The organism is Achromobacter sp. FW305-C-13, from assembly GCF_058783475.1.
Genome location: NZ_JBYSYN010000001.1, coordinates 562,101 through 582,375, shown reverse-complemented (window position 1 = coordinate 582,375; position 20,275 = coordinate 562,101). Strand labels below are relative to the sequence as shown.

Sequence of the window (20,275 nt, the reverse complement as noted above, 5' to 3'; positions counted from 1 at the left end):
AATTAAGCCGAATCTGAATGATCACCACCGACGACCTGCGGTTTTTCATGACCTTGGCGGCCACCCCTTCCCTGGCGCAGGCGGCGCGCGCCCTGGACGTGACGCCTCCTGCCGTCACGCAGCGGCTGCACGCGCTGGAAAAGCGCCTGGGCGTCAGGCTGGTCAACCGGTCGGGGCGCGGCACGGCGCTGACCGACGAAGGGCGGCTGCTGGCGCTGCGGGCGGGGCAGATCTGCGGCGAATTGGGTGATCTGGCGGATGAACTGGCGGGACGTCGCGGCGTGGTGGCAGGCCATTTGCGCGTGGTGGCGCCGTTGGGTTTCGGCCAGCGCTACGTGGCCGGCCTCGTGGCCGGTTTTCGCAATAGCAGCGACAACATCACCGCGAGCCTGACGCTGTCGGATGGTCCGCCGCGGTTGGCGACCGACAACTGGGACGTGATGGTGCATATCGGCGAATTGCGCGATTCCACGCTGGTGGCCTACCCGTTGGCGCCCAACCGCCGCATCCTGTGCGCGTCGCCCGCCTATCTGGCGCGCCATGGCGCGCCCGCCAAGCCGGAAGACCTGCGCGACCACGACTGCATCGCCTTGCGCGAAAACGACGAGGACGTGACGCTGTGGCGCTTCAAGCGTGGGCGCGGGCCGGCTGTCGGCGTGCGCATCGCGCCCGTGCTGTCGAGCAATACCGGCGCGGCCGCGCTTGAGTGGGCGCTGGCCGGGCACGGCATCGTCGCACGGTCGGAATGGGATGTGGCCGAACACGTGAAGGCGCGATCGCTGGTGCCGTTGCTGGCCGGATGGAACCTGCCTGACGCCAATGTGGTGGCCCTGGTGAAATCGCGCCAGGACCTGTCTGCGCGAACCGCCGGATTCCTGGCGCATCTGCGTGCGGCGTTCACCGCCACGCCCTGGCGCGAAAAAACCTAGGCGCCTAGTCCAGCATCGCTTCGGCTTCGATCTCGACCAGCCATTCCGGCAGGGAGAGCCCGCTGACGATGACCCAGGACGAAGGCGGCGGGTCCACAGGAAAGCGGTCGCGCAAGGCTTGCGCGATTACTTCCTGATCTTCGCGGACCGTCTCGCAGATGTAGATGCGCAGCATGATTACCTGCGCCATGGAGCCGCCCGCCGCCGCCAGCACGCGTTGGATATTGTCCAGCGCGGCCTCGGTCTGCTCTTGCAGGCCGGGCCCGACAGTTCGTTCGTTGATGTCGACGCCGACCTGGCCGGATAGCAGCATCCGGCGCTGCCCCGTCACGATGACGGCTTGGCTGAATCCATACTGGACGGTGTTGAAAACGGTGTCGGGATTGACGACGGTTCGGGACATGATGTGCTCCTGTAGGCGGCGCGCCCCGCAGCGCGCCGGAACCGCCATTCTATCGAGACGCCCGCCTCAGGAAGCCACGCGCCCTGCCGCGCCGGCCCGCGCCCCCGGCAAGGCCACCAGCAGCACGATGGCGCCGGCGACGACCGCCGTCCAGAATCCCGCCCGGACGCCGTAGTGGTCGACCACCCAGCCCGCCATCGCCGCGCCGGCAGCCACGCCCGCGCCCAGGCCCGTCACCAGCCACGTCAGCCCTTCCGTCAGGCGCTGTCCGGGCACGCTGCTTTCAACCAACGCCATGGCGATGATCATGGTGGGCGCAAATGACAACCCGGCCAGCAGCACGCCCAGCGAGAGCGTGATGAGGTCATTCACCAGCAGCAACGGCAAGGTCGTGAAGGCCGTGACCGCCGCCGCAATGGATAGCATCCGCGCAAGCGGCATCTGGAATTTCAGCACGCCGAAAACCAGCCCCGCCACGCAGGAACCCAAAGCATAGGCCGACAGGATGAGGCTGGCGCCCGCCGGCACCCCTTGCGCCCGGGCGAACGCGACGCTGAGCACGTCGATCGTGCCGACGATCACGCCCATGGCAGACATCATCGCCACCAGCGACTGCATCGGGGGCATGCGCAGCACCGAGGCCTCGCGCCCTGCTTGCCTGACCTGGACGGCGGGCGCGGTCGCCCGCTGCAAGACGAACGCCGTCACACCCACCGCCAGCAGCAAGGCTGCGGCGAGCGGTGCGGCCTGGGGAAACAAGGCCACGCTCAGCCCCACTGAAATGGGCGGCCCCACGATGAAGCTAAGTTCATCCGCCACGGATTCCAGCGCATAGGCCGTACGCAACTGCGGTTGGTCGCGGTAGATTTCCGTCCATCGCGCGCGGATCATCGCGGGCATGCTGGGCAAGGCGCCCGCCAGCACGGCAAAGACGAACAGCGTCCAATCCGGCGCATTCCATTGGACGCATGCGGCCAGGCCGATCAGCGCCAGCACGCAAATGCCGGCCGCCACCGGCAGCACTCGCCCTTGCCCATGCCGATCCACCAGGCGCGAGATGCGCGGGGCCAGCAAGGCAGTGGCCAACGCAAAAGTGGCGGCAACGCCCCCCGCCAGCGCGTAGGCCCCGCGCACTTCCGACAGCATCGTGATGATGCCGATGCCGATCATCGGCAAGGGCAGGCGCGCGATCGCGCCGGCCAACACAAAACCGGTGGCGCCGGGCGCCTTGAACAACTCACGATACGGATTGGACACCGATAACCTTTTGAACCTGGTAGACGGCGAGATCGTATTCACATACATTGCGTATGTCAATTAACATACACGCCGTATGTCACTGGAGAATTGCATGTCGCGTTCCCGCGCCGAGATGATCGAGGCCACCCGGACCAAGCTGCTGGCGACTGCCAGGCACGCCTTTCAGCACACGGGCTACGCCGCCACGTCGATGGATGATCTGACCGCAGCCGCGGGACTGACGCGAGGGGCTTTGTATCACCATTTCGGTGACAAAAAGGGCCTACTGGCGGCCGTGGTCGAACAAATCGACGACGAAATGGATCAACGGCTCAATGTGGTGTCGGCGCAGGCGGCCGCCCCCTGGGACGCCTTGCGCGGACGCTGCCGCGCGTACCTGCATATGGCGACCGAACCCGACGTCCGGCGCATCGTGCTGCAGGACGCGCGGGCGGTGCTGGGCCCGGCTTCCGAAGCCGCCCAGCAACAATGCGTCGCGTCGCTGGCCGGGCTGCTGCAGGGCCTGATGGCAGCGCAGATCATCGATGACGCCGATCCGCACGCGCTGGCGCGGCTGATCAATGGCAGCCTGGCCGACGCCGCCGTCTGGATTGCCGATGCGCCGGCGGGTGCCCCCCGACTTGAGCAGGCCCTGCATGCGCTGGACCTGCTGCTGCGCGGCTTGCGGCGGCTCTAGGACACTCACTGCAGGACAGGCCTTCGATTGTGCATCGGCTGCAATGCACGTATTATCAAAGCATAAACTTGTTTAAATAATCCTGGAGACTGTTGTGGCCGCCAGCACCACTCCTGATTCAAACGCTTCCTGGGCCGACCTGCTGCATGGCGCCAACGCCCTGCGCTCCATCGCCCTGGCAGGCGGCGTGGCGCTGCACGCCATCAATGTCTATATCGTGACCACTATCCTGCCCAGCGTCATCCAGGACATCGGGGGGCTGGAGTACTACGCCTGGAACACGACACTGTTCGTCGTGACCTCCATCATCGGATCGGCGCTATCGGCCAAATTGATCGAAGCGTTGGGTCCGCGCGCGGCGTACCTGGTAGCCGTCGCCATCTTCACCGCCGGCGCCGTCGTCTGTGCTCTGGCGCCCAGCATGCCGGTGTTGCTGGCCGGCCGCAGCATCCAGGGGCTGGGCGGCGGCATTCTCTTTGCGCTCAGCTATGCGCTGATCCGGCTGGTGTTCGATGCGCCCCTCTGGTCGCGCGCCATGGCGCTGGTGTCGGGCATGTGGGGCGTGGCCACCTTGTGCGGTCCGGCAATCGGCGGCATCTTCGCCCAGACCGGCCATTGGCGGCTGGCGTTCTGGGCCTTGCTGCCTGTGGCCGCCGCACTGGCTTTGATCGTGACGTTCAAGGTTGGCGGCCGGGCTTCGGTGCCCCCTGCCCCGCCTTCGTCCTTGCCCCTGGGCACGCTTGCGCTGCTGGTGACGTCCGTGCTGGCCATCACGCTGGCCAGCCTGTCGACGGATCTGGGCTGGAACCTGGCGGGCATCGCTGGCGGCCTGACGATCGCCGCACTGATCGCCCGAGTGGATTCACGCGCCAAGAAGCGCTTGCTGCCGACAGGCGCGTATTCGATACGCGCACCGCTGGGTGCGCTGTATGCCGTGATGTGCCTGGTGGTGGCCGCCATTACGACCGAGATCTTCGTGCCCTACTTCCTGCAGGTCATCCATCGCCTGTCACCGCTGACCGCGGGCTACATGACGGCCGCGATGGCGGCGGGCTGGACACTTGCCGCGATGCCGAGTTCGACGCGCACGGGGACTGCTGCCGATCGCCTGGTACGCCTGAGCCCCGTCGTGATCCTGGCTTCGCTGATCGGCCTGGCCATCATGACGCCGCAGACGGCGGTGCTGACATCCGTGGCAGGCCTGGCGGCCTATATCGTCGCGCTGGCAGGCGTGGGATTCGGCATTGGGCTGGCATGGCCGCATTTGCTCACCCGGATCTTCAACGCCGCGCCCAAGGGCGAGGAAACGCTGACGTCGTCCTCGATCACCACCGTGCAACTGTACGCATCGGCGGTGACGGCCGCGCTGGCGGGGGTGGTCACCAACAGCGCGGGATTGGCCGACCCGGGCGGTGTCGAAGGCGCGCAGCACGCGGCACGCTGGCTGTTTGCCACCTTCGCCGTCGCGCCCGCACTGGCCTGGCTGCTGCTTGCACGGGTCACGAGAGCGAACGCCGCCAAGCATTGAACCCGCGCGGTATCGACGAATATTGGACCATCGGGCCTGAAATCCACCAAACGCGGTATGGAACGTCACACGGGTCTTTGTTACGCTGACGACACCTGAACAAGGTGACGTCCATGAGCAACAAGATCCGACTGCTTTGCGTTCAACCTTCCTCGCTTTCGGCGCGTTTCGCCTTCATGGCGATCGCCTTGAGATGGTCGATGGGAGCCACGCCACGGCCCTCCCGCCTGATGATCGGGCCGCACGAACTGGAACCGGTCGGCACGGAATCGGCCTTCTGGCAGTTTGCGCTACGCCATGCGCTGCTTGGCCAGTCCTTCCTGGTGACGCGCGGCTGCCACTGGGATGTGGCCGCCTCGGTGGACGGCGACGAGGTCCGCGCGTTCGGCCGCAAATTTACCCTCAGCCAGTGCTTGTACTGAACGGGCGGCTAGACGCCGAATTCGCGCTTGCGATGGAATGCGGCCAGCTCCTCGGCCGTCCAGCGTTGCCGCGCCTCTTCCTGACAGCAAGTACGAAAGACAAGGGCTCCGACTTCAAGGAAGCGCGTGACGTCGGCGTCCGATAGTTTGGCCTGTACCTGCAACAGGCAATCCGCATAGGCCGAGAGTATGCCGTCCCAGCCGTCGACCTTGCCCGGCGCAACGGGCTGCGAGATCATGCGCACCATCATTTCACTATGGTCCATGCGATTGTCCCCCCTCTGATACCGTGCCGGCGCCCTCTTGCAGCAGCCGGTCGCATGGAGCTTGCAGCAAGTGCCGTACCCGCGCCGAGTGCCGCGTCCGCCCTCGTGCCGCGCACAGGCCGTCGCCGGCGCGGCGGTAAGGGCAAGCCCTGCAATGCAGAAACTACCGTCGGACGGGCGCATCCGGCGCCCTTCCGCGTAGCAACGCATCCGGATGCGTCTGGAGGTAATCCGATAGCTCCCGCAGCGATCGGGCAGCCCTGCCCAGTTCACGCAACGCGACGTCCGCGTTCTGGGGCAACACGGCATCCGGCGCCAGCAATCCGCCCACGGCCGCCAGGGACCGGTTGGCCTGCCGCAGCAAGGCCTGCGCCTCGGGCGCCAGCTTCGTGTCCATCCGCCTGACCAGGCTGGCGGCTGCGCGCAAGGCCCCGCTCAGCTCGGTCCCGATCGCGTCGAACGGCACGCGGTCAAGCTTCGTGAGGATGCTGTTGACCTGTTGCTGCAATTGATCCAGGTTGTTCGGCACGGTGGGAATGAAGGGCTCGTCCTCCATCTTGAACGTGACCGGCTTGGCGTCCGGGAATTCGACCATCGCCACGTACAGCTGGCCGGTCAGCAGGTTGCCGATGCGCAACTGCGCGCGTGTGCCGCGTTCGATCATCGCCGCCAACAGTTTGCCGCTGGGGTGCTGCAAGTCGCTTCCGGCGTATTCCCTGATCTTGCCGAAGGTCTGCCCGCCCAGGCGTTCGGGATACAGCGTGGCGGACGCCACCGCGTAGAACTGCTGAGTGGTCCTGTCGAAATCCAGATTTATCGCCGTCACGTTGCCGATCGTCACGCCATACGCATCGATGGGCGCGCCAACCACCAGGCCGCGCACGGACTGGTCGAATCGCATGCGGATGCGCAGCGGAACACCGTCGGGCTGGGCGCGAGCCGCTTCTTCGTTCTGATAGATGACAAACGACGCATCGGCGGCCGCCGCCTGATGGCTGCGCTGCTCCTGCGTGTCGAACGCCACGCCGCCGATGATCACCGATAACAGGGATTGCGACCGCATCTGCAACCCGCGGGCGTCCACGCTGAAGTCCACGCCGCTGGCATTCCAGAAGCGCGTGCCTTCATTGACATAGGCATCGTTGGGCGCGTCGATGAACACCTGCACGTCCACGCCCTCTCCGCCCTTGGACAAACGGTATCCCACCACCTGGCCCACGGCGATGCGGCGGTAGTACACCGGCGACCCGATATCGAGCGACCCCAGATCCTTGGCCTGCAGCGTGAAGCGCTTGCCCGCGCGGTCCTGCGCCACCTCAGGCGGCACTTCCAACCCGGTGAATTCATACCGACTCTTCGGACTTGCGCCGTCCTTGCCACGGCTTCCCGCCGGATCCAGGCCGATATACGAACCCGACAGCAACGTGCCCAGCCCGGACACGCCGCTTAGCGTCAGGCGGGGCCTGACCACCCAGAACACGGTGCCGTCCTGCAGCAGGCCGTTGGCGTCCTTATCCACGCGGATGGTCACGTCCACGCCGGAACGCTGCCGATTCAGGGCGACGCGTTCGACGAGGCCGACGGTGACCTCCTTGTAGCGAACCTGGGTTTTGCCGGCCTCCAGCCCTTCGGCGGTCTGGAAATGGATGACGGCCGTGGGACCCGCGCTCAGCCAGACCTGCAACACCAGCAGCAATCCGCCCACCGCCGCAACGATGGGCACGAGCCAGATCCAGGAAAGTCGCCGCCGCTTATGCGGCAGGCCGGATGGCGTTTGACCAGCGGCAGAACCAGACTCAGCCATACAGGGCAACCCCTTTGTGTACACGTCCGGACGCGAGGGCGGATTCCTACGCTAGCGTCGCGCCGCAGGCCAACCGGCGCAAGTGGGGGGATTCCCGGTGACCCAACTTCCACCCTGCCTGCAAATCCGCGCATTAGCGGGTAGCATGGCCGTCCCATTTGGAGGAAGTCAACGTGAATATCACCATCCGCCCCGCCACCCCTTCGGATGCGGCCCAAATCTACGCTTTCATCACCGAACTGGCCGTCTACGAGCGCGCCGCGCACGAGGTGATCGCCAGCGCCGACTACGTCGCCCGCACCTTGTTCGCCCCCCAGGCCCCCGCCAAGGCCCTGATGTGCCTCGTGGACGGAAAGGCGATCGGTTACGCCGTCTATTTCTACAGCTATTCGACCTGGCTGGGCAAGAACGGTATCTATCTGGAAGATTTGTACATCACGCCCGAACACCGCGGTATCGGAGCGGGACGCGATCTGCTTCGCCATCTGGCGCAGGAAGCCGTTGCCAACGGCTGCGGCCGCCTGGAATGGAGCGTGCTGGACTGGAACAAGCCGGCGATTGATTTCTACCGGTCCATCGGCGCGCTGCCGATGGATGAATGGGTGCGCTACCGTCTGGCCGACGAGGCGCTGCGCGGCTTTGCCGAAGGCCGCCGCGCAGCCGCCTAGAACTCGGGCAGATCGAACAGCGTGTGCAGCGTGGAGCTGGGGACCGGCACGGACGCCAGGTGCTCGCGTCCGTCGTCGTCGACCAGCACCCGCACTGCACGCAAGGCGACGCTGGTGCCTTCTACGCTGAAGGCGGTTTCAACAGCCCCACCGTCCTTGATGACGTCGATCACTTCCGATGCCGCCGCCGTCACGGGTTCAGTGACCCAGCCGGGCACGCCGCGCTCGGCCTGGCCCCAGCGCACGTAGGCGATATGCCCGCTGACGGGTTCTTTTCGAACGGCGACGATCACATGCAAAGACATCCAGGCCTCCCTAAAGTGTGGCCTGGATCGTATAACAAGTTGACGGAGGCAGGATGACAGCCCGCGTCACGGTTCGATGTCGATGGGGGCAAAGGACTTCACCAGGTCGTCCAGCTGCTTGAGCTGGGTGAGGAACGGTTCCAGCTTGTCCAGCGGCAAGGCGCTGGGGCCGTCGCATTTGGCGTTCTTGGGGTCGGGGTGGGCTTCCAGGAACAGGCCGGCCAGACCGACCGCCATGCCGGCACGCGCCAGCTCGGCGACCTGCTCGCGGCGGCCGCCGGAAGCCGCATCCAGCGCCGAGCGCTGTTGCAAGGCGTGCGTCACGTCGAAAATCAACGGACGGTTGCCCGTCACTTTCTTCATCACGCCGAAACCCAGCATGTCGACGACCAGATTGTCGTAACCGAAGCTGGTGCCGCGGTCGCACAGGATCAGCTTGTCGTTGCCGGCCTCGGTGAACTTCTCGACGATGTTCAGCATCTGGGTCGGGCTCAGGAACTGGGGCTTCTTGATGTTCACCACGCGCTGCGTTTTCGCCAGCGCCACCACCAGATCCGTCTGCCGCGCCAGGAAAGCGGGCAATTGCAGGATATCGACGACTTCGGCCACCGGCGCGGCCTGCCAAGGTTCATGCACATCGGTGATGACCGGCACGCCGAACTCTTTCTTGACCGCTTCGAAGATCTTCATCCCCTCTTCCAGCCCCGGGCCGCGGTAAGAGTGGATGGACGAGCGGTTGGCCTTGTCGAACGACGCCTTGAACACGTACGGGATGCCCAGCTTGCGGGTCACGCGCTGGTATTCCTCGCAGGCGCGCAGCGCCAGATCCAGCGATTCCAGCACATTGATGCCGCCGAACAGCACGAAGGGGCGATCGTTGGCGCAGGGGATCGACGGGGAGATAACGACTTCTGGGGCGGTCATGATGAAGGAATCCTGTAGTGATAAGGCAGGTGACAGTGCGTAATGTACAACCTGCCCCGCCCGCTTTTCACCTTCCGGCCCGTATTTCCCGGTGTCTTACCGGCTGGCAAGCATGCGGCGCAGCACGCCGTCGCGCAGGACGTAATGGTGAAACAGGGCCGCCAGCGCATGCAGCAGCGCCAGAATGATGATCGTCCAGGCCACGGTATCGTGCAGCCCGCCGATGAACCGGCGCTGCTCGTGGTCGATGGCGATCAGCGTGGGCACGTTGAACAGGCCGAAGAAGGCGAACGGCTCGCCCTGGGCCCACCGGAACAGGAATCCCAGCACGATCTGCGCGGCCATCAGCAGGTACAGCAGGCCGTGTACACCCGTACTAGCCACTCGCAACCAGCCGCGGGAGGCGGGCGGCAAGCGCCTGCCCTGACAGAGGCGCCAGACGATGCGCAACACGAAGACCGCCGCGAACGCCAGGCCGAATGAGATGTGCAGCGATTGCAGCAAGCGGCGCGTCGGCGTTCCGCGCGGCAGGAAGCTCCAGGTCTCGGCCAGTGCAAACAGGCCGACGACCAGGAAGGCCGTCAGCCAATGGAACACGATCGTGGTGCGGTCGTAGTGCGCCGCATCCGGATGGGCGGCGGGTAGAGGGGACGTCGTCATCGGCAGCGCTCTTGGGCAGGCAACAGCCCGCAAGCGTAGGGACATCCGACTTACGGCGTCCTGAGCAACAGGCTTTATCGCTGGACGCGATGAGGTTCACTGGCCACAATGATCCGTTGCGGACCGGCCGTCGCGCCGCCCGGCACTTGAAACAAAGGTGGGCTCATGGGTTTTTTCGATTCTCTCTTCCGGCGCAAGCCCTCGCCGGACCAGTTCGCCAAGCTGTTCGTCGCCGCGGCGCGGCGCGAAGGATTCTCAAACGCGCTGAGCTACAAGGCGGATGAATTCCGCCTGCTGCTGGGCGAAGGCTCGTACTTCAACCTGCACAACGCCTACCACGCCTATTGCAACACCCGCGGGGCGGAACAGAAGCGGGCCTTGCAGGGCTTCGTGTCCGCCTTGTCCAGCAGCACGCAAGGCACGCCGCAACAGGCCTCCGTCGCCCGGCCGATGCTCAGGGCCGTCATCCGCGGCCGCAGCGCGCTGGAGGACGTGCGCCTGCACCACGTCCGCACTGAGGGCAACGACTCGGCCTTCCACCCCGCCTTCCGCCCTTTTGGCGACGATTGCGTCGTTCTGCTGGCACTGGACCATCCCGATGCCATCTCCACCCTGACCAACGGCCCCGAGGCCGCATGGGGATTGACGTTCGAAGAGGCACTGGCGATCGCCATCGACAACCTGCGCGACGCTCCCGACCATTTTTCCGAATTGGCGCCGGGCGTCTACCGCGGCGGCTGGGCGGACGGCTATGACATCAGCCGCGCGCTGCTGCCCGACATGCTTGAGCGCGTACCCGTGCGCGGCCGCCCCGTGTTCATGATGCCCACCCGCGACGTGCTGCTTGTCACGGGGGACAACGACGACGACGGACTGGTCGCCATGGTGGAATTCTGTCTGCAGGCGTTGCAGCATGGGCGAGTGGTCAGCGCACACATGTACCACTATGAAGACCGCGAACCCTTGCGCTACCAACCAGGCAGCCCCGCGCTGGCGCACCGCCTGGCGCACTTGGCCCGCTTGCTGGACAAGTCGGAATACGACGCCCAGAAAGAGGCGCTGGATCACATCCACGAAGAACAGGGCATGGATATCTTCGTCGCCAACTACAACCTCTTCACTCAGGAGGATGACCCCGCCACCTCGTTCTCGCTGGCGTCATGGACGCGTGGCGTGGACACGTCGCTGCCCAAGGTCGATCGCCTGGCGCTGGTCCGCCCGGATGCCGAAGACGAGATCGGCGAAGTCCGGGTCGTGTCATGGGAGCAGGCGGCGCACCTGCTTGAACCCCTGCTGGCGCGGGAAGTCGGTTACCCCGTCAGGTACCGCACGCAAGGATTTCCGGCAGACGCCCTGCTGGCGCAGTTGAACGAAGTGACTTAGGTGTTGGTCGGCTAGCCCCGCTCTGCCGCCGGATTGCTGACCAGGCGGTACGCGATGGCGCCGATGATGGCGCCGGCGATCGGCGCAACCCAGAACAGCCACAACTGCTCTATCGCCCAACCGCCCACGAACAGCGCCGGCCCGGTCGAACGTGCCGGATTCACCGACGTATTCGTGACGGGGATGCTGATCAAGTGGATCAGCGTCAGCGCCAACCCGATCGGGATGGCCGCAAAGCCGGCCGGCGCGCGCTTGGACGTGGCGCCAAGGATCACGAACAGAAAGCCAGCGGTCATCACCACTTCCGTCACCAGCGCGGACGCAAGCGAGTACTTGCCCGGCGAATACGCGCCATAGCCGTTTGCCGCGAAATGGCTGCCCTTGAGGTCAAAGCCCAGTTTGCCGCTGGCGATGCAGGCCAGCACGGCTGCCGCCACGATCGCCCCCAAGACCTGCGCGATCACATAGGGCAGGATGTCCTTGGCGGGGAACCGGCCGCCGGCAAAGAGGCCGACCGTGACCGCCGGATTGAAGTGGCCGCCGGAGATATGGCCCACCGCGAACGCCATCGTCAGCACCGTCAGTCCGAATGCCAACGCGACGCCTGCGAAGCCGATGCCTAACTCGGGAAATCCGGCCGCGAGCACCGCGGCGCCGCACCCGCCCAGCACCAGCCAGAACGTGCCGAAAAATTCTGCGCCGCAACGTTTTGGTAGCGAATACATGTCAACTCTCCGATTACGAAAAGCCCAAGGTATCGCGCAGCGGCGATCATGACTTTAAAGAACTGAAAATCTTGACAGTTCTTGTCCGGGCCGGCGCCCACGCCAAGGCATTGCTGACGGTAAGGCCCCCGACAGGATCCGGCGATCGTGCAAACGACCGATGCTGAAAGGCCCGGGCATTTCGCGCTATCCTGATGCCGCCTCGAACGGCCCCAACTGGATATGGACGCCTCCACTCTCTTTCTCTATATCGTTGCCGTCAGTGCGGTGATGATCACGCCTGGCCCGTCGATGCTGCTGGCCTTGAACAATGGTGCTTGCCACGGCATGCGGGTCGCTCGCTGCGGCATCGCCGGCGCGGCGTTATCGGACCTGATCCTGATCGGTGCGGTGGGTTGCGGGCTGGGCGCGCTGTTGCAGGCGTCCGAGCAGTTGTTCTCGATCGTGAAATGGGGCGGCGCGGCCTATCTGCTTTATCTGGCATGGGCCATCTGGCGCGCACCCGCGCAAGCCTTGCGGGCGAATGCCGCACCGTCGCCCGCAAGCGGCCGTTCAGCATTTTTCAGGGCGCTGTTCGTCGGGTTGTCCAATCCGAAGGGCGTCCTGTTCTTTTCGGCGTTCCTGCCGCAGTTCATCCAGCCTGCCGCGCCCGTGGCCCAGCAATACCTGGTGCTGGCAGTGACCAGCGCCGCCATCGACTGCCTGATGATGAGCCTTTACGCCTTCGGCGGACGCCACGCCATGCGGACGTTTTCCGCGCGGGTAATGACGTGGGTCAACCGCGGTTGCGCCGGCATGCTGGCTGCGCTGGCGCTGGGCCTGACGCTTTACCGGCGCAGCGACCTGCGCTGAGTCCGCGAAGGCCGATCAGCCCTGCACACGAGTGCACAACTCCACAAGCGTGCCGTCCGGGCAGCGCAGATACGACACGACCTGCCCCCACGGCTTGGCCACCGGTGCGCTCAGTTCCGTGGCGCCCGCTGCGACGGCTTGCGCATGCGCTGCGGCCACATCGTCCGTCACGAAAGCGACTTCCATGCCCAGTGGTTTGGGGGAAGACGAGGCTTCGATATGCCCGCCGTCGAAATTCATGTCGCCCAGCGCATGCGCGGCGAACGACAGCGTGGTCTCGCCCGTGTCGAGTTCGCCATAGGTTTGAGATTCATGCAGAAAGCGGCGGGAAAAGCCGAACGCGCGTTCGAAGAAGGTCAGCGATGCCGCGACGTCGGGCACATAGATGATGGTGTATCCGAATTTCATGATCAGCCTTAGCAAGTGAAACCGGCCCGGCCGTGCGGTTTAGCGGCGGGTGGAACCCTTGATTTGATCAGAATGCTGGATATATATCCAGCGCAATGATCCAACCGTTCTTCTGGTCAGATCATTGGCACTGAAGCGCGGATTTGGCTCGCAGCGGGATGGCGTCAGCCCTTGAGCTGCCGCGGGTCCAGGCTCCACAAGGCATGGTCGCTGGTTGATACGCCCACCGCGCCGTGCTTCATCGCGATACCGATATCCGTCTGATTGCAGACGAACCCCGACGCCACAATGGGAGGCAGGGCCTTCAGGTCCTGCTCCGCCATGTGCGTGAGCATCGGCGCCGGCATCAGCTGGACCAGATTGGGGTCGCTCTGCTCCAGCGCCTTGACGCTGCGCGGCCAGGTCGAGCGGTCGGTCACGAACACCTTCTGCATCGTGACCATGCCCGCCCGGTTGGCGCGCTGGATGGTGGCCACGCGGGTGGACACCAGGCTGGCCACGCCGATATCGGCCAGGTACTCCACGCCGCCCTTGTCTTGCGACAGGCCTTCGCAGCTGTCTATGTTGACGATCGCGAACTTGCCCGCCCGGTTCAGCGCCGCGATCACGGGCGCCAGCTTGCGCAACTCGACGTTGGCGACAATGCCGATTTCGGCCACGCTGCCCACGAAGGTATTGATCTGCTCAAGCCCGTACATCGTCGCGATGACGGGATGGCGCGCCAGACATGCCCCGAATGACCTATCCATGGTTATCGATTTTCCTGACCGTAAAAGCGCGCATCGCTCAATCCCAGCTTGCCGGGGTTAAGGATGTTCTGCGGATCCAGCGTGCGCTTGATCGTGCACAGCACGTCGAAGGCGCCGCCCAGCGATTCCTGCATGTACGGAGCGCGCAACAGGCCCACCCCGTGATGGTGGCTGAGCGCGGCATTATATTTAATCAGCACTGCATTGGCCGCATCCCAGGCCGCGCGATACCACTGCGCGCGCCGCTCCACCTCGACCTCGCCGCGCAACGAAAAATACAGGCAGGCCCCGTCGACGTAGGCGTGCGACTGATGCGCGGAACCCGCCAGCGTGCCCGGCACCGCGTTGACCGCTGCCACCACTTCGGCGTAGATGCCCGGCAGGTCGCTCCAGCGACCCGCCATTTCCAGCGTGTCGGCCACAAATCCCGGGCTGCGCTTGAAGCCTTCGGCGCTCTTGCCCGTCAGGTAGCGGGTTTCCAGCCAGCGTTCGAAGACCGCGTCCCCATCCAGCTTCTCCCCAAGTTCCTCGCATACGCCCTGGCTGATCTCCATGACGGCGTCCACGATCTGGCGCGCGCCTTCGTCGGCCACCAGCAGCACGTTCAGGTCGGGCCGGTTGAACTGCACGCCGCTTTCCAGTTCGTCATACAGCCGCAGCGCCGCCGGGTTGGCGCCGCGCTGCATGATTTCGCGGCACGCCTCCAGGCCGATGGCGAAGGTCTTGAAGCCATAGGCAATGGCTCGGCCGTAGTCCGGCAGCCGATGTAGTTTCAAGCGCAAACGCACGATCACGCCCAGCGTGCCTTCGGACCCGATGAAGACCTGCTGCAGGTCAGCGCCCACCGCCGCGCGGGAATAGCCGCCTACGCTGATGAGGCTGCCGTCGGCCAGCACCACATCCATGCCGAATACCATGTCTTCGATCTTTCCGTAGCGCGTGGACAACTGGCCCGCCCCCCGGCACGCCGCCCAGCCGCCCACGGAGCTGATGCCGAACGATGATGGCCAGTGGCCCATGGTCAAGCCGTACTCGTTCTGGATCGTCTCTTCGAACACGTCGCCGAACATGCCCGCCTCCACCTCGACGATCTGGCTTTCGCGGTCCACGCCGATCAGCTTGTTCAACTGGCAGACGTCCAGCACGATGCCCCCGCGCACGGGCAAGGCGGCGCCGGTGACGTTGCTGCGGCCCGCCGAGACGGTGACGGGGATGGCGTCCGCGTTGGCGATGCGCATCACCGCCTGCACCTGCTCCACCGAAGACACCCTGACGATCACCGCATGCGGCGTGGCAGGTTTGCCACCCGTTTCCGACATCATCGACCCCGCCCACCAATCACGGGTCCAGGCGACGACATCGGTGGTGTCGGTCAACACCTCGTCGGCCACGTGGCGCAACGCGTCGATCTGCCCCGCAGACACGCGCACCGGATCGCGCTGCAACCCGGGTTCCGAGCCGGTCTGGGCCAATGCGGCGGCATAGGCCGGCGGCGTGTGCGCGCCGACGACGTAGTTGCCACGGTTGTAGCCGCGCTTGATGGCTTCTTTGCTGATCATTCCTTGTCTCCCATAAGTACGGATTTTTCGTGCTGGATCGCAGCCAGGTAGTCGTTGACCTGCTGCGTGATAACGGTGGGCGCCAAGCCCAATTCGGATTGCAGGATCTGTCCCACACGCGCCGCGGCCAAGGCGGATGCGTCGCGCGCCATCAGGCGGGCGCGCATCCTGCGCGACAGCACGTCCTCGACCGTGCCGGCCAATTCATGGCGCACGGCGTACAGGACTTCGGCCTCGGTGTACGGCAAGCCCTGGACGATGGGCGTCTGCAGCGCTGGCGCGGCCTGCATCAAGTCGCTGACAAAGCGCGCCTCGGTGCCATACCGCTCGCCCAGATGCGCCGACATGCCGCCCGAGGCCACAATCGCTTGCGGGTCGTAGCCCGCCGCGCCCAACAGATAGGCCTTCTTCGTCTGGCACGGATTGCGCTGACCGATGACCTGCTGCGCGGCGTCGATCGTCTGTTCGGCCATGTGACGCGACGTGGTCAGCTTGCCGCCCACGATCGTGACCAGACCATCCGCGGCCACGCGGATTTCATGATTGCGCTTCATCTCCAGCGTCTTGCCGCCGGCTGGCCCGACCAGCGGCCGGCAACCCGCGATACTGCCCACGACGTCCTCCGCCTGCAGATCGGTCTTCAAGGCCGAGCGTGCGCCTTCCAGCAGGAAGTCCAGCTCGCGGCGCGTGCAGTACACGTCGTCCAGATCGCCTTCGTAGTCTTCATCCGTCGTGCCCAGATACGACACGTTGCCCCAGCGCGTGATCGTGGCGCGACGGCTGCGGCCTGGCACCGGGATGGTGACGGTGCAGTCGTTGCGCACCTTCAGCCAGGGCACCGCCACGTGCACCCCTTTGGCGGGACGCACGTGCAACGCCGACGCATCACCCCGCTTCGCGCCGCTCCAATCCCGCAACCAGACGCCGGTGGCCATGATGACTACGCCGGCGCGCGCGCGGATCTCTTGCTGGCCCGCCTGCACGATCACGCCGTCGACCTTGCCCTGCGCATTGCGCGTCACCTCGATCGCCTTGGCGTGATTGATGACCGTCGCGCCATGGAAGGCGGCCGTACGCGCAACGGCGAGCGTCAGCCGAGCGTCGTCCACGCGCGCATCGAAGTACAGGAATCCGCCCAGCAGCCCCTCTTCCTTGAAGGTCGGGCAATGCGACAGCACTTCCGCCGCAGTCAATTTCTGATGCAGGATGCCTTCGCGCCAGCCGCCTGCCATGTCGTACGTCCACAGCAGGCTTTCAAAGGCCTTGGCCAGGCGCTTGTCGAACACCCCGTCGCGCTCCAGGATCGGAAACAGGAACGGCAGGCGCTGGACCAGATGCCGCGCATTGCGGCGCAAGCGTTGGCGTTCGTGCAAGGAATGCCGCACCAGCCCCAGGTTGCCCTGTTCGATGTAGCGCAGCCCCCCATGCACCATTTTCGACGACTTCGAAGACGTGCCCGATGCGAAATCGTCCTTCTCGACGACAGCCACGCGGTACCCGCGCAAGCTGGCATCCAACGCCGCATACGCGCCGGTAATCCCGCCGCCCACGATAAGTATGTCGTACTGCTCACTGCCCAACCTGTCCAATTGCTCTTGCCGCATCAGACGTAATGGCTCGGTGTTCGTCATATCGGCCCGGTCCTTCCTGGGCTTTCTGGATAGCCAACCGATCATTTGTGCAACGCCTCCTCTTTTTCCTGCTTGAACTGCCTGACGTGCCCCAATTCCGAGCCCACGCGGGCGTGCCACAATGCTCGGCGCCGCGCGCGTTCCGCCGCATCGATGGCTGGCTGGAACACCGCATCGGTCGCAATGGTCTTGCAGGCATCATGCAGCGACGGCCACAACAGCCCGGACGAACCCGCCAGATAGGCAATGCCGCGCAGACTGGCGCGGTCGGATTCCTGCATGCGGCGGATCGGGATGCCGATCAGATCAGCCTGGATCTGCAGCAAGGGATCGCTGCAAGACAAGCCGCCACCTACTACCAGTTCGGACACCCGCACGCCCGACACGGCTTCATCCGCCTCGATGCAGCTGGTCACCGAATGCGCGATGCCTTCCAGAATGGCGTAGGCGACTTCGGCCTGCGTCGTCGCCATCGATACGCCGGTCAATGAGGCGCGCGCGGCCGCTTCCATCTGGGGCACGCGCAAGCCCGTCAGGGCAGGCACGAACGTCACCCCCTGCGATGCGCCCACCGTCGCCGCCAGCGCACTGATCTCGCGCGCATCCGCAAACCACTTCAGCTTTTCGCAGACCCAGTTCAACGCGGACCCCGTCGTCGCCACAAAGGTCTCGACGGCAAAGTGCGACACGCCGTCCTGGCGCCTGGCCGTCATAGTCAGCGAACCTTCGGACAGCCCCGAGTTCACGGGCGGCTCGGGGCCGATGATCAAGTCCACAAAGCTGCCCGTTCCGTGCACGCACATCGCCTGTCCGCGGTCCAGGCAGCCCAGGCCGATCGCGCCGGCGTGCTGGTCGCCCGCGGACGCCAGGATCGGCACCTCGATACCCAATACCTCGGGACGCGTCCGGCCGAAGTCGTCCGCGTCCTGGCGCAAGGCGGGCAAGAGCTCGAACGGGAAGTCCAGCTCTTGCACCCATTCCAGGTAATAGCGATGATCCGCCAGCACATAGGCCCCGGACGAGGTGGCGTTGGTCGGTGTTGTGACCACCTCGCGGCGCTGTGAGAAATGCCACAGCAGCCAACTGTCCACGGTGCCGAACGCCAGACGCTTCTCGCGCCAGGCCTGCCCGACCTGCGGCGTATCGCGCAGATGGCGGGCCGCCCAAAGATACAGCGACCGTACGCCCACGGGACGGCCCACGCGGTCCAGCAATCGCGCGTCCCAGTCGGGCGCCAACTGATCCAGCTCGTCGACGAAGCGGGTGTCCTGCCACACCATGGCCGGCACCAGCGCAGCCCCCGTCCGCGTGTCCCACAGAACGGCGGTGGCGCGCTGCGTTGCCAGCGCCACTGCCGCGATCTGCTGCCCCGCCCGTTGGGCCTGGGCGATGGTGGCGCGGCAGACGCTGATCGTCTTTTCCAGGATCTCGTTGGCGTCCTGCTCGACCACGCCGGGCCGGGGCGTCTCCACGTGCAGCGTCTGATATTCCAGGCACGACACGTGACCGTCGGCGGACACGGTGGCTGCCCGCGTGCCGGACGTGCCCTCATCAATGGCCAGAATCACAGGGTTGTTTGTCATCGCGAGGCTTTCCCAATGGCGGGGTCCAGGGTAGCCAGCGCGCCGTCGTCCTTGAATTGGGGCGCGCCGGTCTCGGTATCGGGGTTGATGGTGGTGCGGGTGGGGTCCCACTTGATCACGAAGCAGATGATGCTGGCGATGAGGGGCACGACCGACAGGATCAGAAAGGTCTTTTCCAGGCCGTAGTTCTCGCGAAAGATCGGAAACACCAGCAGGCCCACCGCGGCGCCGGTGGAACCCAGCGCCCCGATGATGCCGTTGGCGCCGGCGCGCAGCTCGCTGCGGAAAGACAGCGACGACAGGCTCTTGCCGTTGGCCCCCGGGCCGCCGGAGTGGAACAGGATGAAAAGCGACGGCAGCGCCACCGCCAGCCACAACGGCATCTGCCCGTGGAAGGAGCCCAGGATGAGCAGGATCACGAACACCATCGCAAAGCCGAACGCCGAGGCGCGGCGCAATCCCAGCTTGCGTCCGATGTACGGCGACAGGAAGCCGCCAAAGATGCCGAAGATGTTGAACACCAGCGCGCCGATCGTGGCGTAGATGAAGTCCTTGCCGAACAAGGCCGCGCTGATCAGCGGCAGATACCAGCCCACGGCGAAGTACTGGATCGATTGGCCGATCTGCACCGTGGCGGCCAGGATCGTGCGAGGCAAGTACACGCCACGGAAGATCAGCAGCACGTTGGCCAGCCCCCGCTTGGCCTGGTTGACAACCGGCACGCGTTCAGCCGGCGGCGCGGCGACAAAGGCCTGCCCGTAGATGCGCGTCATGGCCTGGGCCGCCTGCTCGACCCGTTCCTTGCGGGCCAGCCAGATCGGGCTTTCGACCATGTAGCTCAGCTGCAGCACCAGGATGACCAGCGCGAAAATCGCCGTGGCCGCAACGGAATAGCGCCAGATCGAATCGCCCACATCCCACGAAAAGAACAGCATCGCCAACAGCAGGTTCGTGCAGACGGCCGTGTACCACATGCCCTGCCAGGTGTTCAGGCGGCTCTTGAATTTGACGGGGGTGAACTCGGCCAGAACGGCCATCGCGATGGCGAAGTCGATCCCGTAGGCCGCACCCACGAAGAAGCGGCCCACCAGGATGACTTCGAAACTGGGCGCAAACATCACCAGCCCCGCGCCAATCACGGCCAGGAACTTGGCGATGATCAAGGGCCGGATGCGCCCCCAACGATCCGCCATCCAGCCGCCGATGGGATTGAAGGCAATGGCCACCCAAGAAGCAAACGAGGTCATCAACGCGACCTGGCCCGCTTTCAGGCCCAAGTCGCGCGTCATCGGGCCCAGGCCCGCGCTTAACGCCGAATTCGCAAACGCATCCAGGAACAGTCCGCCCAGCGCCAGCCACCAGATGAGGCCGGCCCGGCCAGCAATGCCGGGGCGTGAATCGATAAAAGCGATGACATCGTCGATGCCACGTATTTTCACGGTCGATGATTGCACAGTCGTCTCCTCTTGGAATTATTTCTGTAAGAGGTCGACGCAATCTGCACGCGATAAAAGACCACCTTACAGATGGTCTTTTATCT

Annotated in this window: 21 protein-coding genes; 7 read left to right on the top strand and 14 right to left on the bottom strand. The window is 65.2% G+C overall.

Annotated features, from left to right (window positions below; genetic code table 11):
- The first annotated feature begins 17 nt into the window (after positions 1-17).
- Positions 18-929, top strand: coding sequence for a LysR family transcriptional regulator (locus tag AC3WMU_RS02730; protein WP_492281772.1), 912 nt, complete (start codon positions 18-20; stop codon positions 927-929).
- 4 nt (positions 930-933) lie between these two features.
- On the opposite strand, the gene AC3WMU_RS02725 is transcribed toward AC3WMU_RS02730, so the two are convergent.
- The gene (locus AC3WMU_RS02725; protein WP_424626105.1) at positions 934-1,332 is read right to left on the bottom strand and encodes a RidA family protein; all 399 of its coding nucleotides are present in this window, start codon (positions 1,330-1,332) and stop codon (positions 934-936) included.
- Between the two features lie 66 nt (positions 1,333-1,398).
- On the bottom strand, positions 1,399-2,589 hold the full coding sequence (locus AC3WMU_RS02720) for an MFS transporter (protein ID WP_424626104.1): 1,191 nt from the start codon (positions 2,587-2,589) through the stop codon (positions 1,399-1,401).
- A gap of 94 nt (positions 2,590-2,683) precedes the next feature.
- Between AC3WMU_RS02720 and AC3WMU_RS02715 the strand changes: the two genes are divergently transcribed.
- The 3 genes from AC3WMU_RS02715 (at position 2,684) to AC3WMU_RS02705 (ending at position 5,218) form a co-directional block, all read left to right on the top strand.
- Positions 2,684-3,268 carry a TetR/AcrR family transcriptional regulator gene (locus AC3WMU_RS02715; protein WP_006225325.1) on the top strand — a complete coding sequence of 195 codons (585 nt, stop codon included), beginning with the start codon at positions 2,684-2,686 and terminating at the stop codon, positions 3,266-3,268.
- 94 nt (positions 3,269-3,362) lie between these two features.
- Entirely contained in the window at positions 3,363-4,796 is a 1,434-nt protein-coding gene (locus AC3WMU_RS02710; protein ID WP_006225326.1) for an MFS transporter, read from the top strand.
- 113 nt (positions 4,797-4,909) lie between these two features.
- On the top strand, positions 4,910-5,218 hold the full coding sequence (locus AC3WMU_RS02705; RefSeq protein WP_006225327.1) for a hypothetical protein: 309 nt from the start codon (positions 4,910-4,912) through the stop codon (positions 5,216-5,218).
- 8 nt (positions 5,219-5,226) lie between these two features.
- Here AC3WMU_RS02705 and AC3WMU_RS02700 read toward each other — a convergent pair whose 3' ends face one another.
- Both AC3WMU_RS02700 and AC3WMU_RS02695 read right to left on the bottom strand, forming a co-directional pair.
- Complete coding sequence (locus tag AC3WMU_RS02700; RefSeq protein WP_035213355.1) at positions 5,227-5,484, bottom strand: hypothetical protein; 258 nt, start codon at positions 5,482-5,484, stop codon at positions 5,227-5,229.
- Positions 5,485-5,647: 163 nt separating this feature from the next.
- Positions 5,648-7,288 (bottom strand): PqiB family protein, encoded by a 1,641-nt coding sequence (locus AC3WMU_RS02695; protein WP_424922738.1) that lies wholly within the window; start codon positions 7,286-7,288, stop codon positions 5,648-5,650.
- A gap of 173 nt (positions 7,289-7,461) precedes the next feature.
- Between AC3WMU_RS02695 and AC3WMU_RS02690 the strand changes: the two genes are divergently transcribed.
- Positions 7,462-7,956 carry a GNAT family N-acetyltransferase gene (locus AC3WMU_RS02690; protein WP_492281771.1) on the top strand — a complete coding sequence of 165 codons (495 nt, stop codon included), beginning with the start codon at positions 7,462-7,464 and terminating at the stop codon, positions 7,954-7,956.
- On the opposite strand, the gene AC3WMU_RS02685 is transcribed toward AC3WMU_RS02690, so the two are convergent.
- The 3 genes from AC3WMU_RS02685 to AC3WMU_RS02675 form a co-directional block, all read right to left on the bottom strand.
- Positions 7,953-8,261: a carbohydrate isomerase gene (locus tag AC3WMU_RS02685; RefSeq protein ID WP_280028299.1), complete on the bottom strand. Its 309-nt coding sequence runs from the start codon at positions 8,259-8,261 to the stop codon at positions 7,953-7,955. The two genes, AC3WMU_RS02690 and AC3WMU_RS02685, sit on opposite strands and share 4 nt — an antisense overlap.
- 66 nt (positions 8,262-8,327) lie before the next feature.
- Complete coding sequence (gene kdsA, locus AC3WMU_RS02680) at positions 8,328-9,185, bottom strand: 3-deoxy-8-phosphooctulonate synthase (protein ID WP_006225332.1); 858 nt, start codon at positions 9,183-9,185, stop codon at positions 8,328-8,330.
- Positions 9,186-9,281: 96 nt separating this feature from the next.
- Complete coding sequence (locus AC3WMU_RS02675) at positions 9,282-9,845, bottom strand: cytochrome b (RefSeq protein ID WP_280028300.1); 564 nt, start codon at positions 9,843-9,845, stop codon at positions 9,282-9,284.
- 165 nt (positions 9,846-10,010) lie between these two features.
- Here AC3WMU_RS02675 and AC3WMU_RS02670 point away from each other — a divergent pair, with 165 nt between their 5' ends.
- Positions 10,011-11,228, top strand: a complete 1,218-nt coding sequence (locus AC3WMU_RS02670; RefSeq protein ID WP_006225335.1) for a DUF1444 domain-containing protein — start codon at positions 10,011-10,013, stop codon at positions 11,226-11,228.
- An 11-nt stretch (positions 11,229-11,239) separates the two neighbouring features.
- Here the strand turns inward: AC3WMU_RS02670 and aqpZ are convergent, their stop codons facing one another.
- Positions 11,240-11,953: an aquaporin Z gene (gene aqpZ / locus AC3WMU_RS02665; RefSeq protein WP_006225336.1), complete on the bottom strand. Its 714-nt coding sequence runs from the start codon at positions 11,951-11,953 to the stop codon at positions 11,240-11,242.
- 222 nt (positions 11,954-12,175) lie between these two features.
- Here aqpZ and AC3WMU_RS02660 point away from each other — a divergent pair, with 222 nt between their 5' ends.
- A complete protein-coding gene (locus tag AC3WMU_RS02660) occupies positions 12,176-12,805 on the top strand; it encodes a LysE family translocator (protein WP_492281770.1) in 630 nt (209 codons plus the stop codon).
- Between the two features lie 15 nt (positions 12,806-12,820).
- Here AC3WMU_RS02660 and AC3WMU_RS02655 read toward each other — a convergent pair whose 3' ends face one another.
- The 6 genes from AC3WMU_RS02655 to AC3WMU_RS02630 form a co-directional block, all read right to left on the bottom strand.
- Positions 12,821-13,213 (bottom strand): VOC family protein, encoded by a 393-nt coding sequence (locus tag AC3WMU_RS02655; RefSeq protein WP_492281769.1) that lies wholly within the window; start codon positions 13,211-13,213, stop codon positions 12,821-12,823.
- Positions 13,214-13,377: 164 nt separating this feature from the next.
- Positions 13,378-13,962, bottom strand: a complete 585-nt coding sequence (locus tag AC3WMU_RS02650; protein ID WP_006225339.1) for a glycerol-3-phosphate responsive antiterminator — start codon at positions 13,960-13,962, stop codon at positions 13,378-13,380.
- 2 nt (positions 13,963-13,964) lie between these two features.
- Positions 13,965-15,521, bottom strand: a complete 1,557-nt coding sequence (locus tag AC3WMU_RS02645; protein WP_492281768.1) for an FAD-binding oxidoreductase — start codon at positions 15,519-15,521, stop codon at positions 13,965-13,967.
- Positions 15,518-17,197 carry a glycerol-3-phosphate dehydrogenase/oxidase gene (locus tag AC3WMU_RS02640; RefSeq protein WP_492281767.1) on the bottom strand — a complete coding sequence of 560 codons (1,680 nt, stop codon included), beginning with the start codon at positions 17,195-17,197 and terminating at the stop codon, positions 15,518-15,520. The genes AC3WMU_RS02645 and AC3WMU_RS02640 overlap by 4 nt, the downstream gene beginning before the upstream one ends.
- A complete protein-coding gene (locus AC3WMU_RS02635; RefSeq protein WP_492281766.1) occupies positions 17,194-18,735 on the bottom strand; it encodes an FGGY family carbohydrate kinase in 1,542 nt (513 codons plus the stop codon). Before AC3WMU_RS02635 ends, AC3WMU_RS02640 begins: the two co-directional genes overlap by 4 nt.
- A complete protein-coding gene (locus AC3WMU_RS02630) occupies positions 18,732-20,189 on the bottom strand; it encodes an MFS transporter (protein WP_280028308.1) in 1,458 nt (485 codons plus the stop codon). The genes AC3WMU_RS02635 and AC3WMU_RS02630 overlap by 4 nt, the downstream gene beginning before the upstream one ends.
- Between the last annotated feature and the right edge of the window lie 86 nt (positions 20,190-20,275).